16 protein-coding genes are annotated in these 21,263 nt (G+C 53.4%); 4 read left to right on the plus strand and 12 right to left on the minus strand.

The features are described 5' to 3' along the window. Window positions 1–27: 27 nt before the first annotated feature. From acnD to ppsA, 7 genes are all read right to left on the minus strand, one after another. A complete protein-coding gene (acnD, locus tag Q8W32_RS01645) occupies window positions 28–2,646 on the minus strand; it encodes a Fe/S-dependent 2-methylisocitrate dehydratase AcnD (protein WP_303431460.1) in 2,619 nt (872 codons plus the stop codon). 179 nt (window positions 2,647–2,825) lie between these two features. After that, window positions 2,826–3,959: a 2-methylcitrate synthase gene (gene prpC, locus Q8W32_RS01650; protein ID WP_303431458.1), complete on the minus strand. Its 1,134-nt coding sequence runs from the start codon at window positions 3,957–3,959 to the stop codon at window positions 2,826–2,828. 149 nt (window positions 3,960–4,108) lie between these two features. Continuing rightward, a complete protein-coding gene (gene prpB, locus Q8W32_RS01655; RefSeq protein ID WP_303431716.1) occupies window positions 4,109–4,990 on the minus strand; it encodes a methylisocitrate lyase in 882 nt (293 codons plus the stop codon). Beyond that, entirely contained in the window at window positions 4,990–5,688 is a 699-nt protein-coding gene (locus tag Q8W32_RS01660) for a GntR family transcriptional regulator (protein ID WP_368501352.1), read from the minus strand. The genes prpB and Q8W32_RS01660 overlap by 1 nt, the downstream gene beginning before the upstream one ends. Before the next feature lie 864 nt (window positions 5,689–6,552). Then, window positions 6,553–7,047: a ribonuclease E activity regulator RraA gene (gene rraA / locus Q8W32_RS01665; RefSeq protein ID WP_305413390.1), complete on the minus strand. Its 495-nt coding sequence runs from the start codon at window positions 7,045–7,047 to the stop codon at window positions 6,553–6,555. Window positions 7,048–7,136: 89 nt separating this feature from the next. After that, window positions 7,137–8,165, minus strand: a complete 1,029-nt coding sequence (locus Q8W32_RS01670) for an alpha/beta fold hydrolase (RefSeq protein ID WP_303431455.1) — start codon at window positions 8,163–8,165, stop codon at window positions 7,137–7,139. Window positions 8,166–8,245: 80 nt separating this feature from the next. Next, window positions 8,246–10,615 (minus strand): phosphoenolpyruvate synthase, encoded by a 2,370-nt coding sequence (gene ppsA / locus Q8W32_RS01675; RefSeq protein ID WP_303431453.1) that lies wholly within the window; start codon window positions 10,613–10,615, stop codon window positions 8,246–8,248. A gap of 283 nt (window positions 10,616–10,898) precedes the next feature. On the opposite strand from ppsA, the gene Q8W32_RS01680 reads away from it, so the two are divergent. Beyond that, window positions 10,899–11,717 (plus strand): pyruvate, water dikinase regulatory protein, encoded by an 819-nt coding sequence (locus Q8W32_RS01680; protein ID WP_303431452.1) that lies wholly within the window; start codon window positions 10,899–10,901, stop codon window positions 11,715–11,717. 59 nt (window positions 11,718–11,776) lie between these two features. Here Q8W32_RS01680 and Q8W32_RS01685 read toward each other — a convergent pair whose 3' ends face one another. Continuing rightward, window positions 11,777–12,628, minus strand: coding sequence for an alpha/beta fold hydrolase (locus tag Q8W32_RS01685; RefSeq protein ID WP_303431451.1), 852 nt, complete (start codon window positions 12,626–12,628; stop codon window positions 11,777–11,779). Between the two features lie 188 nt (window positions 12,629–12,816). Here Q8W32_RS01685 and Q8W32_RS01690 point away from each other — a divergent pair, with 188 nt between their 5' ends. Next, window positions 12,817–14,190 carry an anthranilate synthase component I family protein gene (locus Q8W32_RS01690; protein ID WP_305413392.1) on the plus strand — a complete coding sequence of 458 codons (1,374 nt, stop codon included), beginning with the start codon at window positions 12,817–12,819 and terminating at the stop codon, window positions 14,188–14,190. Between the two features lie 41 nt (window positions 14,191–14,231). Here Q8W32_RS01690 and Q8W32_RS01695 read toward each other — a convergent pair whose 3' ends face one another. Further along, a complete protein-coding gene (locus Q8W32_RS01695; protein WP_305413393.1) occupies window positions 14,232–15,962 on the minus strand; it encodes a hypothetical protein in 1,731 nt (576 codons plus the stop codon). A 556-nt stretch (window positions 15,963–16,518) separates the two neighbouring features. Further along, window positions 16,519–17,136: a bifunctional phosphoserine phosphatase/homoserine phosphotransferase ThrH gene (gene thrH / locus Q8W32_RS01700; protein ID WP_303431448.1), complete on the minus strand. Its 618-nt coding sequence runs from the start codon at window positions 17,134–17,136 to the stop codon at window positions 16,519–16,521. A gap of 348 nt (window positions 17,137–17,484) precedes the next feature. Here thrH and Q8W32_RS01705 point away from each other — a divergent pair, with 348 nt between their 5' ends. Then, entirely contained in the window at window positions 17,485–18,204 is a 720-nt protein-coding gene (locus Q8W32_RS01705; RefSeq protein WP_303431447.1) for a phosphoadenylyl-sulfate reductase, read from the plus strand. A gap of 181 nt (window positions 18,205–18,385) precedes the next feature. On the opposite strand, the gene cysB is transcribed toward Q8W32_RS01705, so the two are convergent. Then, complete coding sequence (gene cysB, locus Q8W32_RS01710; RefSeq protein WP_303431446.1) at window positions 18,386–19,360, minus strand: HTH-type transcriptional regulator CysB; 975 nt, start codon at window positions 19,358–19,360, stop codon at window positions 18,386–18,388. Window positions 19,361–19,480: 120 nt separating this feature from the next. On the opposite strand from cysB, the gene Q8W32_RS01715 reads away from it, so the two are divergent. After that, on the plus strand, window positions 19,481–20,251 hold the full coding sequence (locus Q8W32_RS01715; RefSeq protein ID WP_303431445.1) for a sulfite exporter TauE/SafE family protein: 771 nt from the start codon (window positions 19,481–19,483) through the stop codon (window positions 20,249–20,251). 44 nt (window positions 20,252–20,295) lie between these two features. On the opposite strand, the gene Q8W32_RS01720 is transcribed toward Q8W32_RS01715, so the two are convergent. Beyond that, window positions 20,296–21,237: a DUF72 domain-containing protein gene (locus tag Q8W32_RS01720; protein ID WP_305413395.1), complete on the minus strand. Its 942-nt coding sequence runs from the start codon at window positions 21,235–21,237 to the stop codon at window positions 20,296–20,298. Between the last annotated feature and the right edge of the window lie 26 nt (window positions 21,238–21,263).

Below are 21,263 nucleotides of genomic sequence, written 5' to 3' on the forward strand. Positions count from 1 at the left end.
GCAACCAGCGGCTACGGAGTTTGCCGCTTATTCCTGTCCGAGGAAGTCCTTGGCAAACATTTGCAATACGCCACCGGCGTTATAAACACGTACTTCCGTTGCGGTATCCAGACGACAGGTCACCGGTACCTCAACCACCTCACCACTACGGCGAGTCACTTCAAGGATCAGCTCACTGCGTGGAGAAATATCGCCTTTGATGGTGTAGGTTTCGGTGCCATCCAGACCCAGGGTCAGACGAGTGGTACCCGGCTTGAATTCCACCGGTAATACTCCCATACCCACCAGGTTAGTCCGGTGAATACGCTCGAAACCTTCTGCGACGATCACTTCCACGCCTGCCAGACGAACGCCTTTGGCGGCCCAGTCACGGGAAGAACCCTGACCATAATCAGCACCCGCCACAATAATCAGCGGCTGTTTGCGGTTCATGTAGGTTTCAATCGCTTCCCACATACGCATTTGTTCGCCTTCCGGCTCAACCCGCGCCAGAGACCCCTGAATCACGTCACCCTGCTCGTCACGACACATTTCGTTCAGCAATTTCGGGTTGGCGAATGTCGCACGCTGCGCCGTCAGGTGATCGCCACGGTGCGTTGCATAGCTGTTGAAATCTTCTTCCGGCAAGCCCATTTTGGCGCAGTATTCACCGGCCGCACTGTGTGCCTGAATCGCATTGGATGGCGACAGGTGATCGGTAGTGATGTTGTCACCCAGCACCGCCAGAGGACGCATGTCTTTCATGCTGCGTTCACCCGCCAGGGCACCTTCCCAATAAGGAGGACGACGGATATAGGTCGACATTGGACGCCAGTCGTACAGTGGGCTCTCGGCTTGTTCGATTTCACCCAGATCAAACATCGGGATATAGACTTGCTTGAACTGCTCCGGCTTAACCGCGGAGGCAACGATGGCATCAATTTCTTCATCTGATGGCCACAGGTCTTTCAGGGTAATTTCCTTGCCATCAACCACGGCCAGGGCATCGTGCTCGATATCAAAACGCACCGTACCGGCAATCGCATAGGCCACAACCAGTGGGGGTGACGCCAGGAAAGCCTGCTTGGCATACGGATGGATACGACCATCAAAGTTACGGTTACCCGACAGTACTGCGGTGGCGTACAGGTCACGGTCGATAATTTCTTGCTGAATCGCTGGGTCCAGTGCACCCGACATGCCGTTACAGGTCGTGCAGGCATAAGCCACGATACCGAAGCCGAGTTTTTCCAGCTCAGTCAGCAAGCCAGCTTCTTCCAGATACAGTTTGGCAACCTTGGAACCTGGTGCAAACGAGCTTTTCACCCAGGGCTTGCGTGTCAGGCCCAATTCATTGGCTTTTTTCGCCAACAATGCCGCTGCAACCACGTTGCGAGGGTTCGATGTATTGGTACACGAAGTAATCGCCGCAATAATCACCGCGCCATCCGGCATCAGGCCATCGGCTTCTTCCTGCTTGCCAGCAGCCAGTTTGCCTTCATCGGCGATACCGCGTTCGGTCAGATCCGAGGTTGGCAAACGACGATGCGGGTTGGACGGGCCAGCCATGTTACGAACCACAGAGGACAAATCAAACTGCAGCACGCGCTCGTATTCAGCGTCGACCAGCGCATCCGCCCACAAGCCGGTCTCTTTGGCGTATTGCTCAACCAGTGCGACTTGCTCAGGCTCACGCCCGGTCAGTTTCAGGTAATCAATGGTTTGGGAATCGATGTAGAACATCGCAGCGGTGGCACCAAACTCAGGACACATGTTAGAGATCGTGGCACGGTCACCAATGGACAGGCTGGCGGCACCAGCACCGAAGAACTCAACATAGGCACCGACTACCCGTTCCTTGCGCAGGAATTCGGTTAACGCCAGAACAATATCGGTAGCGGTAATCCCGGGCTGACGTTTGCCAATCAGCTCAACCCCGGTAATGTCTGGCAGGCGCATCATGGATGGCAAGCCCAGCATCACGGTTTCGGCTTCCAGACCACCAACACCAATCGCGATAACGCCCAGCGCATCCACGTGTGGTGTGTGGGAATCGGTCCCGACACAGGTATCCGGGAAAGCCACCAGCTTGCCGTTGTCATCTTCACGGGCCTGAATCACTGGCGACATCTTTTCCAGATTGATCTGGTGCATGATGCCGTTACCGGCCGGGATCACATCGACGTTTTTGAAAGCGGTTTTGGTCCACTCAATAAAGTGGAAGCGGTCAGCGTTACGACGATCTTCAATCGCCCGGTTTTTCTCGAAGGCATCCGGGTCAAAACCTGCGGCTTCAACTGCCAGCGAGTGGTCAACAATCAACTGGGTTGGCACAACCGGATTCACTTTGGCCGGGTCGCCTCCCTGGTCAGCAATGGCATCACGCAAACCCGCCAAGTCGACCAGCGCCGTCTGACCGAGAATATCGTGACACACGACTCGTGCCGGGTACCATGGAAAATCCAGGTCACGCTTGCGTTCGATCAGCTGTGTCAGGGAAGCGGTCAGGTCGGCAGGGTCACAACGACGAACCAGTTGTTCCGCCAACACGCGGGAAGTGTACGGCAGCTTGGCATAGGCCCCAGGCTGGATCGCATCAACAGCTGCACGAGTATCGAAATAATCGAGGTCGGTACCAGGCAGGTTTTTACGGAATTCAGTATTCATGGTGTTCTCTCTTCCGGCTGTCGGACAACAACCGGTTGTTGTAATTTGGTTGTGACTTCAGGCAGCAGCATTGCTTGGCCCAACACGTCAGGTGCCTTCAACACACTGGTTTCAGGCACCCGGCTTGTGGCGAATGGACAGCTCTATGGCCAGCATCCATCACCTGCTCATCACAACAATCAACTGCGTTCAGATATATCAACCCATTCGGCGCTTTCCGGGCCGGAGTAGTCTGCAGATGGACGGATAATCCGGTTGTTGGCACGCTGTTCCATAACATGAGCACACCAGCCAGAAGCCCGTGAACACACAAAGATAGGTGTAAACAACTTGGTTGGGATACCCATAAAGCTGTAAGCCGAGGCGTGGAAGAAATCCGCGTTGCAGAACAGTTTTTTCTCGCGCCACATCACCGCTTCAACACGCTCGGAAACAGCGTACAGATGCTTGTCATTGACCAGTTCAGCCAGTTTTTGTGACCATTCCTTGATGATGGCATTACGCGGGTCACACTCTCTGTAAATCGCGTGACCAAAGCCCATGATCTTGTCTTTGCGCGCCAGCATACCCATGATGGCTTCTTCTGCTTCATCGGCTGAACGCCATTGCTCGATCATGTCCATGGCCGCTTCGTTGGCACCACCATGCAGTGGCCCACGCAGGGAACCAATGGCAGCGGTCACACAGCTGTGAATATCGCTCAGGGTGGAAGCACACACGCGGGCAGTAAACGTCGAAGCATTAAATTCGTGTTCTGCATACACGATCAGTGACGCGTGCATCACATCCACATGCATTGGATCAGGTTTTTTGTTGTGCAGGGTCCACAGGAACTGTTCACCAATGCTGTCGGCCTCGGTCTCTACCTCGATACGCAAACCATCGTTATGGGTAAAGTTGTACCAGTAGTTGATCATGCCAGGGAAAACCGCCAGCATGCGATCAATGCTGTCGTGGGCCTGGGAAAAATCGGTTTCGGTTTCCAGATTACCCAGCATCGAACAACCGGTCCGCATCACATCCATTGGGTGAGCGTCAGCTGGAATCTGTTCCAGTACGGTTTTCAAGGCGTCGGGCAAGCCACGCAGGCTTTTCAATTTGGCTTTGTAACCGTCCAGCTCTGCCTGATTAGGCAATTTGCCGTACAGCAACAAATAAGCGACTTCTTCAAACTGGGCCTTGTCGGCCAATTCCTTGATATCGTAACCACGGTAGGTCAGACCGGCACCGCTTTTACCTACGGTACACAGTGCCGTTTCACCGGCAGATTGTCCGCGCAAGCCTGCGCCACTCAGTTTTTTTGCTTCAGCCATCATTATGCTCCATCGAAACTGGTCAGTTGCCACACCTGTAGCGGTGGTATGCCGTATCGCGCCAACAGCCAATATCCGTTGTGTTGTGGCCGCAGTAACGCGATACGTACAGGTGTAGATCTGGTGTTATTATTGGGTCAGCCGGAGGCTTACTTGTTTTTACCTTCAGAGAACAGCTGGTCCAGCTTCTGTTCAAAATCGTGGTAGTTCAAGTAAGAGTAAAGATCCATACGGGTCTGCATCATGTCGACAACTGCGCGCTGATCACCGTTTTCAAGAATGCTGGTATATACCGTTTCTGCTGCCTTGTTCATGGCACGGAACGCACTCAGTGGGTACAGCACCATGGCAGCGCCCCATTCACCCAGCTGCTCACGGTTCCACAATTCGGTTTGACCGAACTCGGTAATGTTCGCCAGTACTGGCACATCACCCAGCGCTTCAGAGAAGGCACGGTAATGTTCTTCGGTTTTGATTGCTTCCGCAAAAATGCCATCCGCACCTGCAGCCACATAGGCTTTGGCACGTTCCAGCGCCGCTTCCAGACCTTCCTGGGCAAAGGCATCGGTACGGGCCATGATGAAGAAATCAGGATCGGTACGGGCATCAACCGCCGCACGGATACGGTCGGTCATTTCTTCAACCGAAACAATTTCCTTGTTCGGACGATGACCACAACGTTTCTGGGCTACCTGGTCTTCCAGGTGAACCGCAGCGGCACCGGCTTTTTCCATCTGCTGGATAGTGCGGGCAATGTTAAACGCGCCACCCCAACCGGTATCAATATCCACCAGCAATGGCAAAGAAGAGGCTGCCGTAATACGGCTAACATCGGCGATCACGTCGTTCAGCGACGTCATACCCAGATCTGGCAGACCATAAGAGGCATTCGCCACACCACCACCGGACAGGTAAATTGCCTTGTGTCCGATACGTTCAGCCATCATGGCGCTATAAGCATTGATGGTGCCCACAATCTGTAATGGTTTGTTTTCCGCCAGTGCCTGACGAAATTTTTGTCCTGGAGTCATCATTGACCCTCCTCTTCTGCCATAAGTCGTTCAAGATTAAGAAGCGACGTCTGGATATGACGTCGCATCAACAGTTCAGCCAACTCGGCATCACGTGCTGCGATGGCTTCAACGATACGTTGGTGTTCCTGCAGAGCCTGTAATGGGCGCTCGGTACTGGTACTGGTTTGATAGCGGTACATACGCACCAGGTGATACAACTCGCCGTATAACATTTGCTGCAAGCGTTCATTCTTGCTGCCACGAATCAGCCGGTAATGCAGGTCGAGATCACCGGCTTTCTGGTAATAACTCTGCCCTTGCTCAGCCTCAATCGATGCCGCGTGTTCATTCAGCAAGGTTTGTAACTCAGCAATTTCGTCGTCCGTCATCCGCTCGGCGGCGAGACGGCAAGCCATGCTTTCCAGTTCAACCCGGACTTCATAGATATCGCGCAGCTCCGCCAACGATAACGACACTACCCTGGCTCCGGCATGGGGAATACGCACAACCAGGTGCCGGGCTTCCAGTTTCTGAATGGCTTCACGCATCGGCGCACGGCTACCGCCGTACTTCTGCACCAGCATTTGCTCCGACACTCGTACACCCGGCTTCAGCTCTCCCCGCACAATGGCGGTGGTGAGTTCTGAAAAAACCTTATCTGCGAGTGTTTGAGGGTCTGCCATCAGATTGTCTACAATCGATTGGGATGTGCTCACAATAAGGCCCTTGAAGGAGATTAACAATAGACTTTAGGCTAATATTGTATACGAAAATGCATAATCTGGCTAAAAAAAGGCCAGAATATTTGTTCAGAAAACGATTTTGTATGCAATCGGTGACGATGACCCGTTTGGTGTCACCTTGTCGCCAGGCTCCACTTGCTTGTCGCTCCACATCGACTGCAGCGTGTGCTGAGGCATGATGGGGCGGCAGCGGCAGATAGAATCAAGGGGCAGAACTGGAACCTCACGCTGTTGCAGCTGAGCATCCATTTTGAGTGGCAGCATCGACGCGTATCTGGATGGGTAGCGCGACCAGTGACTGACCCAGAACACTGAACAGCCTTACACAGGGTTTTGAATACGCTCTTTATTCGGGGTCAACAGATATACGCTTTATTTCAGCAATCGACAAAATCTCATCAGTCTTGCTGCCTTTAAGGTAAAGGGGACATCTATAGCTCACGAAACATATTATCTCCATTGATGATATTTTATGAATACCAAATAAAACCAACATTAATCCTGCACCCGGTTCTGATATTGTGATTTTGCAGAACGCCAGAAAACCGGTATGCATCAGCACCAGATATTGATTGTTTTTATTGCATGATTGTTTATTTGCAGTCGCCAGGATTTGCCAGCAATGATTTATTGATATGCTGAATTCAGGCTGTACTTTTTATTGGTTTATTAGTGTTTATTCGTACGCTTGACAGCTCCACACTTCCAGCCTCTCTCTCCCTCTACCCACTCTTTTTTCTCCCAACCTCATGCCCCAACCTGCATGCCCCAACCTGCATGCCCCGGCCAAACCGGGCCACGCAGCGGAGGCGACTGATTTCCCAGTCAGCAGGGTACTTATTCAGCTGGCATCGACAATGCTTTGGGAGAAACAATAATGCCGTTGTTATCGGCATAGACAAAGCAGCCGGGTTTGAATACAACGCCGCCAAATTTGACCTCAACGTTCACATCACCCAGGCCACGCTTGTCGGTTTTGAGTGGATGGGTCGCCAATGCCTGAACACCCAGTGCGGTTTCCATAATGGCATCAACATCACGAATACAGCCATTAATAATAATGCCTTCCCAGCCGTTGTTAGCGGCTTTTTCTGCCAGCATATCGCCCAGCATGGCGTGGCGCAGTGAACCACCACCGTCGACAACCAGTACCTTGCCCTTGCCGTCAGTGGCTACCAGCTCACGGACCTTGGAGTTATCCTCAAAGGCTTTGATGGTCACAATCTCGCCACCAAAGCTGTCATGGCCGCCATAATTGTTGAACATAGGTTCAACCACTTCGATCAGTTCAGGATATTCATCGCACAGATCGGGGGTCAGATAATCAGTCATACAAGTGGTCTCCTGTTAAGTGTGTTGGCTATCAAACACCATACAGGGCACTGTCGTCCAGACCACTTTGGGCTGATAGCAAGCAAGAATCATTCAAGTAATAACGAGTGATTAACGACTGGATTCCCCGGCAAGGCATGCAGATTACCCAGCCAGTCGCCCACCAATGGCCAGACTTCATGACAGGCTGTCGGGCTGTTGACCATGCCGGAGTGATCATAATCTTCACTAAAACCGCTATCGGTACCCAGCACCGTCATGGATTTGGGCACTTCCACGCCTGCGTCGGAACCGTAGTGTTCGTAAAAACGACGGCAGCAGGTGAGCGGATCAACACGATCAGCGACACCGGCAAACATGCGCAACGGCACCCTGGCCTGTCGCCAGGCGGGCAACAATGGTTGTTTGGCTGCTGTCAGTTGCCATTTGCCAAAAATAGCCTGTCGTGCCAGGTATTCATTCACGATACCGGCCGGTTCATTTTCGGGGCCAATGCCGACCTTGAGACCGTCCAGCTCACCCTTGATGGACATCAGCGTCCGTAAACTTAATGCCCCTAATGGCATCCACAAATACCAGGGGCGTTTCAGCACCTGGGCACCAAACGACACCACACCGGCGCAGTTGTCCGGGTGTAATTTGGCCGCTGCAATCGCAGTTGCCAGCACCACTCCACCCAAGGAGTGTCCGATCCAGGCCGGGTATTCTCCGGTTTTTTCACAGACAAAATCATTGACGGCGGGCACATCGTAACAGGCGTACTGTTGCGCCGTATTGTCCGTGTATTCGATATTGCGTGGCGACAATCCATGACCCCGCTGCTCCATCAACCAGACATCAAACCCCTGCCGCACCAGCCAGGCAGCCAGGCCGTCACCATCGGCGGTCAGCCAGAAACTGCGATTGGTAAACGAGCCATGCAGCAGCACAACCGGTGGACGACGGCCATCACGGTCTGGAGATGTTTCATAACTGCCGGGGGACAGGTGTGTTACCGCCACTTCGACACTGCGATCCTGATCAAGGTTGTGCTTGACCAGATAAACATCATCGGTAAAACCGGCCAGGTTATCAGCCCTGGCCAGGGTTACCGGAAACAGCGCACTGCTGCTTTTCATGCGGGAATATCTCCAAAGCTCCGATCACCAGCGACCGGGTACTCATTGCGGTAAGATAAGAATGGCAGCCCGTTTGGACATTAATGTGACTTGTCCGCGAGGAAGAACCAGGTATCCATAACAGAGTCCGGGTTCAACGACACGCTGTCGATGCCATGTTCCATCAACCAGCGGGCAAAATCCGGATGATCTGATGGCCCCTGGCCACAAATGCCCACGTATTTACCTTGTCGTTTACATGCCTGAATGGCCTTTTCCAGCAGCACCTTGATCGCCGGGTTACGCTCATCAAACAGATGGGCAATAATACCGGAATCCCGATCCAGTCCGAGTGTCAGCTGGGTCAAATCATTGGAACCGATCGAGAAACCATCAAAGTGCTGTAAAAACTCGTCGGCGAGAATGGCATTGGCCGGCAGCTCACACATCATAATCAGCTTGAGGCCGTTCTTGCCGCGCTCCAGGCCGTTGTCTTTCAACAAGTTAACGACTTGCTCCGCTTCACCAGGGGTGCGTACAAAGGGCACCATGATCTCGACATTGGTAAAGCCCATCTCATCCCGCACCTTGTGCATGGCCCGGCATTCCAGCTCAAAACAATCGCGGAAATTTTTCGAGATATAACGGGAAGCACCACGGAAGCCCAGCATCGGGTTTTCTTCTTCCGGCTCGTACAAACGGCCACCAATCAGGTTGGCGTACTCGTTTGATTTGAAGTCTGACAAGCGCACGATTACCCGCTTGGGCCAGAACGCGGCGGCCAGTGTTGAAATCCCTTCCACCAGCTTTTCGACGTAAAAGTCGACCGGCCCCGGATAGCCGGCAAAACGGCGTTGTACCGTAGGCTTGAGGTCTTCGGGCAGGTTGTCGAAATTCAGCAAGGCCTTGGGGTGCACACCGATCATGCGATTGATAATAAATTCCAGCCGCGCCAGACCAACCCCGGCGTTTGGCAGCTCCTGGAAATCAAAGGCCCGGTCGGGATTGCCTACGTTCATCATGATTTTGAACGGCAGCTCCGGCATTGAGTCCACGCTGTTGGTGCGGATATCAAAATCCAGTGCACCATCGTAAACATAACCTGTATCGCCCTCGGCGCAGGATACCGTGACCGGCTGGCCATCTTTCAGTCGCTCGGTAGCGTCTTCACAACCGACCACCGCCGGAATGCCCAGTTCACGCGCAATAATCGCGGCATGGCAAGTCCGCCCACCCCGGTTGGTAACAATGGCTGACGAGCGTTTCATGATCGGTTCCCAATCCGGGTCGGTCATATCGGCAACCAGTACATCCCCTTCCCGGATCTGATCCATATCGTCGATATCGTTCAGGACCCGAACCGGCCCGGAGCCAATCCGGTGGCCAATACTGCGTCCTTCGGCCAGCACCGTGCCGGTTTCTTTCAGCAGGTAGCGCTCCATCACGGTTTTGCTGGTGCGGCTCTTGACCGTTTCCGGTCGCGCCTGCACCACGTACAACTTGCCGTCATCCCCATCCTTGGCCCATTCGATATCCATCGGCCGGCCATAGTGCTCTTCGATGGTCAGCGCCATGCGTGCCAGTGCTTCGGCTTCGGTATCGGTAATGGAAAACTGCTGCCGCAACTCACGATCCACCCGCAAGGTTTCAACTGACTGGCCAACACTGGCCGAAGCGTTGTATACCATCTTGATGGCTTTGGCACCGAGATTGCGACGTAATATAGAGGGACGGCCTTCACGCAGATTGTGTTTGTGGATGTAGAACTCATCCGGGTTTACTGCCCCTTGCACCACGGTTTCACCGAGGCCGTATGATGCAGTAATAAACACCACCTGATCAAAACCGGACTCGGTATCAATCGAGAACATCACACCACTGCTGGCGGTCTCGCTGCGCACCATGCGCTGCACACCGGCCGACAGGGCAATCGCGCTGTGATCAAAGCCCTGATGTACCCGGTAGGCAATCGCCCGGTCATTAAACAATGAGGCAAAGACATCCCGAACCGCATGCAGAACGTTATCAATCCCCACGATATTCAGATGGGTTTCCTGCTGACCAGCAAAGGAGGCGTCTGGCAGGTCTTCTGCTGTGGCCGACGAGCGCACTGCAGCCGCTATCTGGTCATTATCGCCTTGCAGCGTGTCGTACGCTGTCCGGATAGCAGACTCCAGCGCCGGTGGTAACGGCGCCGCCAGAATCCAGCTACGAATGGCAGCACCGGTTTCTGCCAGTGCCCGTACATCATCCACATCCAGATCGGACAATGCGGCATTGATACGATCATCCAGTCCCTGATAGGAAAGAAATTCCCGATAGGCGTCGGCACTGGTGGCAAAACCACCCGGCACGGTAACGCCAGAACTGGCCAGGTGGCTGATCATTTCTCCGAGCGAGGCATTTTTGCCACCAACCCGGTCCACATCTGCCATACCTACCTGATCAAACCAAAGTACATAGTCAGTCAATGTTGTTCTCCTGTACCATCGCGTGCTTTATGAGCCTGCTGAACTCATCGACGCCACCAGTGGTGACCTCGACGGTAAGAACACCGTTTTTGGGTTTCGGTGATTACGGGTTCAGATAACCCTTTTTATGCTGCTTCCGGACCATCCAGCGTACCGATATGGTTCATTATCATAACAGTCTACTGATGCAGATCATCGTCTGCGGTTATTCGTATACTCAGTGACTCAAATCGGGCCGTAGCAAGCGCGCGTAATACTAAGTGCAGGTAGAACAAATTTCCATATGAAGCGATACGCCTACTTTATTTCTGATGGCACCGGCATCACCGCCGAGATGCTGGGCAATAGCCTGCTGGCACAATTTGAGAAGATTGAATTCGAGTGTGTCACCCTGCCCTACATCGACAGCATCGTCAAAGCCGAACAAGCGGTTGCCCTGATTAATGCTGATGCAATCAAGAGCGGCCAGCCAGCGATTATTTTTGATACCGTCATCGACAAGTCCATCCAGCATGTCATCGATACCGCCAATGGCCTGAAGATCGATATCTTTGATGCTTTCCTGAAACCATTGGAACAGGCGCTAGGGGAAGATTCTTCCTACAGCGTGGGGATGTCCCACTCTGCCAAGAACACCAGTTACCTGTCTCGCATCGACGCCGTCAACTTCGCACTGGATAACGACGACGGCGCCCGTACCCGCCAATACAAAACCGCCGATGTGATTCTGGTGGGGGTTTCCCGTTGCGGCAAAACCCCTACTTGTCTTTATCTGGCGATGCAATATGGCATCAAGGCGGCCAACTACCCACTGACCGAAGAAGACATGGCCGATTTACGACTCCCCAAAAGCCTTGAGCCGTATCGCAAAAAGCTGTTTGGATTGACCATTGATCCTGATCGTCTGTCGGTGATTCGTAATGAGCGCCGCGCCAACAGCCGTTATTCTTCCCTGAAGCAGTGTTATCACGAAGTGGACGAGGTCGAAACCCTGTACCAGCGCGAACAAATCCCCTTTATCAGCACCACAGACAAGTCGATCGAGGAAATTTCCACCCGGATTCTGGCCAAGACGGGCATGCAACGGAAGCTACGTTCCTGAAGAACAAGACATTCAGGGTGCGCGACGGATCAAACCGGTATGACGTCTGACCCGCTACGCTATGACAACAACGCCAGCGCCAGACGATCATTCATCAGCCGCGCCACCTGCTTGGGATGAGTAAACACCAGACTGTGGTCCGCCCCGGCGACCCCCTGGGCGATCCAGTCGCTGCTTTGCTGCTCCAGCCGTAACTGCCGCTGTTTCATCTCCGGGGCACTCAATTCGCCCACCAGACTCATACCCGGCAGTGGTGATGTCCAGTCGAGGTAATAAGCCTGTTGACGTCCCAGCGATTCACTGACGGCTCCCAGAGCCTGGCTCAACCCCGGACGATTGGCCTGCAAACGCTTCATGGCTACTTTATCTGCTGTCGGATTACGTCGGCGATTGGGCGACACCACATCGAGGAAATCCCGATACGCGCCGTCATCCCCTTGCCGGAAACGTTGCGCCAATGCCGCATAGCGCGCTTCTTTATCTTGCAGGCCAGCGGCATCGTCACCAGACAATAGCGCCGGTTCAAGCAAATACAGCAACCCAAACGCATGCCGCTTGACCAATTCTGTCGCCACCATACCGCCAAAAGAATACCCAACCAGATCGGTATCCCACCAATCCAGCGCTGTCAGCAATTCTTCAATTTGTTGCGCATAATCGTTAATGGTTGGCTTGTCGCAATCGATAAAGGACGACTTGCCCATCCCGGCAAAATCCGGAATCAATATTTCACTCCAACCATCCAGATAATTAGCCACATACGTCCAGGTCAGTTCCCCGGCGATACCGGCACCGTGCAGCAACACCAGACGCCGGTGCCCGGCCTGAGATGTTGATGGCGATGTCGATTGCAACAGCAGTGCATGTTGATTAACACGGGTGGTACGAAGATTAACGGGGTGCTTTTCCACAATTAGCCTTAAAACTGACAGAATAATAGGTTCAGAAGGGCTCGACGGGCAGGCAAAGGCTGCCCAAAGACGACAGCGCCAGTCTAACCAGCAGGTTATAGCAATGCCAGGGGTTGTGAATCGGACACCATGCGCCGGATAATACGCCGCTATTTTATCCACCGACCGATCGGGAATCCTTCGCTCTCATGTCCAGCACGCCCATACCGGCCGCATCTCACGCCACCGGACTGCCCTTTTCAGCCCGATCACTCTTGTTCTGCTGCCATCAACTCCCCGGGGCTGCCTTATTGTACAGCGGCAGCAGTGGCCAGTCGCACTCTCAACGCTGGGCCGTACTGGCCTGGGCTCCGAGCCGCACCCTGTCGGCTCGCAGTGCATCACAATGGCAGCAACTGCAACGCACTCTGGAAACAGGGCAAGCACCATCAACAAACCCGACGGACCGTTCCGACAACAGTGGTTTTATCAGTGGCTGGATGGGGTATTTCTCCTTTGATGCCTGTCATCAGACGGTAGCGGGCATGCAGCCATCGGCGACGCAGTCGACACCGGCACAACCACCACTGGCAGAATTTCATTATTATCCCCATAGCCTGCTACTCGACTTCAACGCAGACACCGTCACCCTTCGCAGCCCACAACCTCTGACTGGCCAATACCGTCACGAGCTGATTACGCAGTTACAGCAAGCGCTTGAGCAACAAAGTACTCACGACACCGCTCTTCAGCTCCAACAACCAGACAAACCCGATTGGCAAGCCCGCTGGAATGCCCGCGAGTATGAACAGGCATTCAATCAGGTGCAGGATTACATCCTTTCCGGTGATGTGTATCAGGTGAATCTGACCATGCCTTTTCGCTGTCAAAACGATCTGACCGATGCGGCACCAGCCGGATTGCTGGAGCATTTTGATGCGCCGTTTTCTTGCTATTTCCGGAGCCAGTTCCTGACGCTGTTCAGTGTCAGTCCGGAGCGTTTTATGCGTATCCGCCAACGCCAGATGACCACCAGCCCGATCAAGGGCACCGCCCCCCGGGGGAAAACCGCCAGCGAAGACCAGGCCAATCGCCAGTGGCTGGCCGACAGTCAAAAAAATCAGGCGGAAAACCTGATGATTGTGGATCTGTTACGTAATGACCTGGGGCAATCCGCGCGCACCGGCAGTGTTCAGGTCGACAAGCTGTTTGATATTGAATCCCATGCCAATGTCCACCATATGGTCAGCACCATTCAGGCACAGCTGAAAGCGGATATTTCACCGTTGCAGGCTGTATTAAGTGCTTTTCCTGGTGGCTCTATCACTGGCGCACCCAAAAAACGGGCACTGGAAATCATCCAGGAACTGGAACCCGATAGCCGTGGCCTGTACTGCGGTTCTTTTGGTTACTTCAGTGATCAGGGGGAAACTGATTTCAATATTCTGATCCGCTCGGTCGTGGCGACCACAACGGGGGCAGAATGCTGGGCCGGTGGCGGCGTGGTCAAGGATTCTACCGCAACAGGGGAATACGACGAGTTATACAGCAAGGTTCAGGCGCTGCTGGATACCATCGGCTGACATCATCGTTCAGAGCCAACCAGACCGATCATCAGCCATGGCTACTGATCGATCCGGTATATTACCTGCCCACCACTTTCACGCGTCTTGATGTTCATTACCGCATCCTGCTTGCTGATCACGGTCGTACCGGTGCTGGTGGTCGACGATTTTTTGGCTGCCGTTGTTTTGGCTGGCTTGACTGACCGGATTGGTGTGGTCGACTTCGCTGGTGCCGCCGCTTTGGCCGGCTCCCTCGGTTCGACCACGGTTACCGCCTTGGCCACAACAGCGGACTCAGCCTTGGCCTCGTCTTGTGACTTGGCAGGGGGTGCAGCCGCTGGTGTTTTCCTGGCTTTACTGGTTGTTGTCGCCGCAGGTTCGGCATCGGGATTATTCAGATCACGATTGGCATTCCAGCGCGGAAAGTCCGCCGGTACTTTTTTGGTGGTCTTGACCGATGATGTCGCTGCCTGATTCACCGCAGGCGACTTGACCACCGGCTTTGTTTTGTTCAGCGTCAGACTGCTGGACGGCGTTGGCAATACCCGCTGACTGGTCACCGCAGGTTTGGTGGCAAGGGTTTTAGAGCTGCTCACACCAGCCACACTCTTGCCAGACGATGCCTTGGGGGCCACATAAGCCGGGACTGAGCGCTGGACTGTCCCGGTATCCCGAACCGTCTTTTTGGAAACCAGTGCCGAAGCAGGAATCGGCACCACTTCGATAATTTCTGACCGGGTGTACCCTTGGGTTGTATTGCTACTAACCGACCGGGAGCGGGAACCAATATTCTTTACACCTTGACGGTGTGACACTCCGGTACTGCCGGAGCTGTTTCTGGAAACCAGTTCAGACGTCGGCATTGGCGCGACCTCAACCACATTGGAACGGGTATAACCCGGAGATACCCTGGCCGCAGGAACGGATGATCGAGTGGTATCAGCAGCACCTAGATGGCGGTCTGCTTCCAGTGGTTGCGGAGGCAAATACGTTACTTCAGCCGGTGGCCGGTAATTCACTTCCTCCTTGACCACGACGCGCCCACTATGATTTGCCGCCGGCACCTCCACCATACCGGCAGCTTCCTGGGGCTGAACCCGCCGCCGGGACTGTAACTGATTGACCTGATCCGTCGGTAGCAACTTGATTACCGGGGCACTGTGTTGCTGTATTTCCGCCACATGAGGAACAACTTCCTGTGGCACTGCCATTTGCGGACTGGTCATTTGTTGACTGGTCATTTGCGGACTGACCACCTGAGCACTGACCGCTGGTGGATTAACTACCTGCTGGGTAATTTCTGGCGAGCTATCACTCCCGGCACCGACTTCTACGCTGCCAGCGAGAATTTCCATCAACTCGTCTTCTGCAACAGCGGCACTGCCACCATGCTCTTGCCCTTCACCATGACCACTGGGGGTGTCGGCCGTTTCGGTACGGGCAACACCCGTCAGCTCCTGCGAAGGAACCGGCAAAGCAAAACTGCTGCGGCGTTGTTCTTCGATTCTTACCGCAGCGGCTGGCAGGTTGCTGGCAGTTGCTGTTTTGAGAGTCGAGGTGACCGTCGTGGTCGTGGTGTTCTTTTCTTTGGCGACCGGTTTTGTTGTTTTGACCGGCGCAGCGGCCGGCGCCTTGGCGGCGGAGCGGATTACCGGAGAACGGCTGGCAGCAGACGATTGACCGGCGCTTGACGAATGCTGCGTCACCGTACTGCTGCCGGAAGAGGTCATTGGAGTCTGATCGTAGGTTTTGTGATCTTCCAGATGCGATTGCCCGGTGGAAATCACCACGTTATCAGCCAGGACGGTTGGGGCAAGCCCACACAGCACAAATGCCAGCAACCATCTGACAGTTTCTCTCTTGGAGTTCCTGACTGGATTCTCCCGCCATTGCCTGTTGGTCATACTTAAAATCAGCCATTGCTGATACATATTCAGAACCCGTTTATCACTTATCAGCAAAGGAATTACAAGTACTGGAAAATCCCTGAAGATGCTCTGGCCACCATGGCAAAAACGACATCCAACCAGATTTTATCTTGAATAACGTAGCTTTCTTAAAAAACACACTGTCACGAACGCCTAGTATAGTCGCGACTGTAATAACTTCCCGATTTAATTGTCATTCTGGCTGTCAGCGGTACCTGCCCATGAATGTCATCGTCAAATTACACTGTTTTGGCTGACCTAAAAAGATGTATTGGCTATTCAACACACCCTTACCGCCCATTACGACAAAACCGATGAACGATTGACGGACAATCCGCCAATCGCTCAATACGTATTACAGTGGATACATGACATCAAATACAATACTTGACCATGCATGCATTAAATCACATCAGGATCAGAGACTTAGTTCACGATTACTGGCTTTGATAAACGCCTTTTTCAAATCGTCATACGTATGCACTGCTGGAAATTGCGGAAATTCGTCAATCACATTTTGCGGTGCATGAAACAGAATGCCAGCATCCGCTTCAGCCAGCATGGTGGTGTCGTTGTAGGAGTCACCGGCCGCAATGGTGCGGTAGTAGATGGTTTGCAAGGCCCGGATCGATTGCCGCTTGGGATCGGCCTGACGCAATTTATAATCCACAACGTTACCGGCTTCGTCCGTAATCAGGCGGTGGCAAAACAGCGTTGGAAAACCCAGCTGACGCATTAATGGCTGGGAAAACTCATAAAACGTATCGGACAGAATAATTACCTGAAAACGCTCACGCAGCCAGTCAACAAACTCCGCAGCCCCTTCCAGTGGCGACAGGGTCGCTATCACGTCCTGAATATCCTGGATTTTCAAACCATGCTGTTTCAATAAACCCAGACGTTGCTGCATCAGCACGTCGTAGTCAGGAATATCACGGGTTGTGGCTTTAAGCGCCTCAATCCCGGTTTTATTGGCAAATTCAATCCAGATTTCAGGAACCAGAACACCTTCAAGGTCCAAACATGCGATTTCCATGATATCTCCGCGATTCGAGGAAGTTTTTCGGGGTATTTTCAGCCGCCGTACTCTAGCCAGTTGCCTGCTATAACACAACCGCCGGGGGGAACGGAGGTTTAAGGTTCAACAACGATCTGTTAGCTTTTAAGAGCAAGGACAAAATAACAGAATTCCTTCTGGTTAAATGATTACCAGCACCCTGCCACGCTACCGCCAACTGATGGTATTGAGCCTTAACGGCGCGCAGCTTAAAAACACTGACTTTATAACCATAATGAAATAACAATATTCTTTATTAGTATTTTTTGACCTAAAAGTGGCGTGCTACCATTTAACCAAACTTCCAGTAATTAGCGGTTCAGCCAGATGACAGACTTCACCCAACTTAATGCAGAGTATGCTAGCCAGCGCCCCAAAGACCTGATTCGCTACGCCCTTGAACAGCACGACGCCATTGCCGTGTCGTTCAGTGGTGCCGAGGATGTGGTGCTGATCGATATGGCCGTCAAGCTTCGCCGGGATGTTCAGGTATTCACTCTCGACACCGGCCGCCTGCACCCTGAAACCTATGAATTTATCGAAGCCGTACGCAAGCACTATGGCATCAAGATCCAGGTACAAACGCCGGACCAGCAGGCACTGCAGGAGTTTACCTCCGACAAGGGCATGTTCAGTTTTTTCGAAGACGGCCATAAAGAGTGTTGCGGGATTCGTAAAATCCAGCCGTTAAAAAACAAACTGGCCACCCTGGATGCCTGGATCACTGGCCAACGCCGTGACCAGAGCCCCGGTACTCGCAGCAATATCGAAATGATCGAGGTTGATGCATCACCCGGCCGCCAGGGGGAGTTAATCAAGTACAACCCGTTAACCCACTGGACATCCGCGCAGGTGTGGGAATACATCAAGATGTTTGATGTGCCATACAACCCGCTGCATAGCCGTGGTTTTGTCAGTATCGGCTGCCAGCCCTGTACACGCCCGGTACTACCCAACCAGCACGAGCGGGAAGGTCGCTGGTGGTGGGAAGAAGAAACCCATAAGGAATGTGGCCTGCACAGCGCCAATATCATCAGCAAGGGATAACGACTCTCCACCCAGGCGGAGGCTTGCGCACTGCGGTTGCCAGTTCCATCAGGGCCTGGCACCCATGCGCTACCCCGCGATTACAGCCTCAGTGCCTCAGTGCCTCAGTGCTGTAACGGTGTAAACGGCTTGCCTGCCAGACAGCTTGCCAACCCCGGCGGGTCACCCCTACCGGCTACGGTCAGACGTCCGGCAGCTTGATCCCATCAAATACGTCTTCCACATCGTGTTTACTGCCACATTGTGCCGCCGCATCCACCAGCTCTCGCGTCAAATGTGGCGCAAACCCGGCAATAAAGTCATACATAAAACCACGCAGGAAGGTACCTTTTCGGAAACCGATCTTGGTCACACTGGGCGCAAACAAATGGCTGGCATCAATCGCGACCAGATCTTTGTCCTGCACTGGATCAAGCGCCATACTGGCAATAATGCCAACACCAACCCCTAACCGTACGTAGGTTTTGATCACATCGGCATCCGCGGCAGTAAACGCCACTCTCGGTGTCAGCCCTCGACTTTTAAAAGCCTCATCCAGCTTGGAACGCCCAGTAAAACCAAAGACGTATGTTACCAACGGATAATTGGCGACCTGCTCCAGCGTCAGCTGTTGGCACTGCGCCAATGGATGATCTGCAGGTACCAGTATGCTGCGATTCCAGCGATAACACGGCATCATTACCAGATCACTGAACAGCTCCATGCCTTCCGTCGCAATGGCAAAGTCGACGGTACCATTGGCCGCCATCTCTGCAATCTGCATTGGCGTCCCCTGGTTCATATGCAGCGCCACATCAGGATACTGCTTCATAAAGACGCTGATCACTCCTGGCAAGGCATAACGGGCCTGGGTATGCGTGGTAGCTAGCGTCAGGGAGCCTTTGGTTTCATCGCTAAATTCCTGGGCAACTTGCTTGATACCTTCGACTTTGCGCAGGATTTCTCCGGCTACCGCAAGAATTTCTTCACCGGCAGGGGTAACCCGCGTCAGGTGCTTGCCACTGCGAGCAAAAATCTCAACGCCCAGCTCATCTTCCAACAGACGAATCTGCTTGCTGATACCTGGCTGCGAGGTGTACAACACCTGAGCGGTGGCAGACACATTCAGATCGTGGTGGGCTACTTCCCATATGTATTTAAGCTGCTGTAGCTTCATGCTACCTCCCCAGAAATTCAGTTATAAAAATATAATCAAATATTCTTTTTAAGTATAGAAGGTGCTCGGTTAGAGTACCATCACATCCTCTTTCCGTTCTCGGCAGTGTAGACCTCAAACATGGACTTTCTGTTATATATCCTCGCCGGCGCTGGCGTTGGTTTTATTGTTGGCCTGACAGGCATCGGCGGCGGCGCGCTGATGACTCCTCTGCTGCTGCTGTTTGGTTTTCCTGCCCATATCGCGATTGGTACCGATCTGATGTACGCCTCAATCACCAAGGTCTCTGGCGCAATATCGCATCACAAGCAGGGCCATGTGAACTGGGGCATTATGCGCAAACTGGCACTGGGTAGTATAACCTCCGCCTTGATCACCGGTGTAATACTGAACCAGCTCTTTGATAACCCAGAGCAATATAGCCATATTCTGACCAGCGTGCTGGGTGCCATGCTGCTGTTCACGGCCTGTGCCATCGTTTTTCGCACCACGATCCAGTACTGGTCCAACCGCCTGCTTGGCGACAACCCTGCCCGCATTGGTCATTTAACCATCGCCATGGGGGTTGTTCTTGGTGTATTGGTCACCTTGTCGTCGGTAGGCGCCGGTGCCATTGGTACTGCGATCCTGATGATTCTGTACCCTGCGCTGCGCTCAACCAATGTGGTGGGTACGGATCTCGCTCACGCTGTCCCCCTGACACTGGCAGCCGGTTTGATACATATGTATATGGGGCATGTTGACTTTATGCTGTTGGGCGCTCTGCTGATTGGCTCTATCCCGGCGATTCAGGTATCCAGCCGTCTGGCCCGACATATCCCGGAAAATGTTTTGCGCAGCTTGTTGGCCAGCCTGCTGTTTGGACTGGGCCTTAAATACGCGCTGTTCTGAACCATCAGCCTTGCCAGGCCTGGGCCAAACCCTGTACCTGCACATCAGCCCCATAAATCCGCGGTCTGATGAATGCCACTTTCTCCGGGCCAGACAACTGACTGCTGCCAGTACTCTTGCAGCAACCGCCGATGCAGCTGCGGCACATCGTGATTACCCACGGTATGCCAGAAAACATAGGGCGACTTGCCCTGCTGCTGCCATTGGCTCAACTTCTTGTGCCATTGCTGGAAATAGCGCTGATTGTCTTCATAACGAGGATGGCCGATAAAACGCACCACCGGGCAACGCCCTGTCGCGATCGGGTGTACTGGCATGGCTGGCTTTTTACGCTGGGCATCCAGTAGCGCTGCAGACGAGCCCTTATCTGCCATCAGGCCCCGAGTATCAAACACGACCCGGTCAATCTGGCGATCGGCCAACGCCCGCAACCATCGGGGCTCATGATGGGTTTTGTCAAAAAACGACGGATGCCGGCATTCCACGGCAATATCCAATGTCAGTCCGCTGCCCTGACCGCCACTGAAATGACCACCCAGCAAATAATCCAGAGATTCCAGAACAGCTCCGGCACGGTCGGCACCCAAGCGTCCGGGAAGCTGCAACATCAACACACCCAGTTTGTCGGGAGCATGGGTCAGGATCACTTCCAGAAAAGCCGCAAGGTCTCGCCCTGGCAAGCCTCGCAAAGCCACCTGAATATCCGGTGCATGACTGATTGCCCGAGGCAGCTTGAAGCAAAAACGAAAGTCTTCTGTTGTCAGGTCCAGCCACTGCCGTAGCCGCGCCGCCTCAGGCAAACCATAAAACGTCGTATTGCCCTCAATCGAGCGAAAGACCTGGCTGTATTCTGCCAGGGCACTGGCGCTGGATTGATCGGCTGAGAGCAATTGCCCTTTCCATTGCGGCAAAAACCACATCGGCAGCCCCATGCGTAATACACCTGTTTCATTTGCTGAATGTGCTTTTTGAGCTGTATTTGTCATAATCACTCAATTATAACAGCGCCACC

The organism is Oceanobacter sp. 3_MG-2023 (assembly GCF_030688925.1).
GTDB lineage: Bacteria > Pseudomonadota > Gammaproteobacteria > Pseudomonadales > Oceanobacteraceae > Oceanobacter.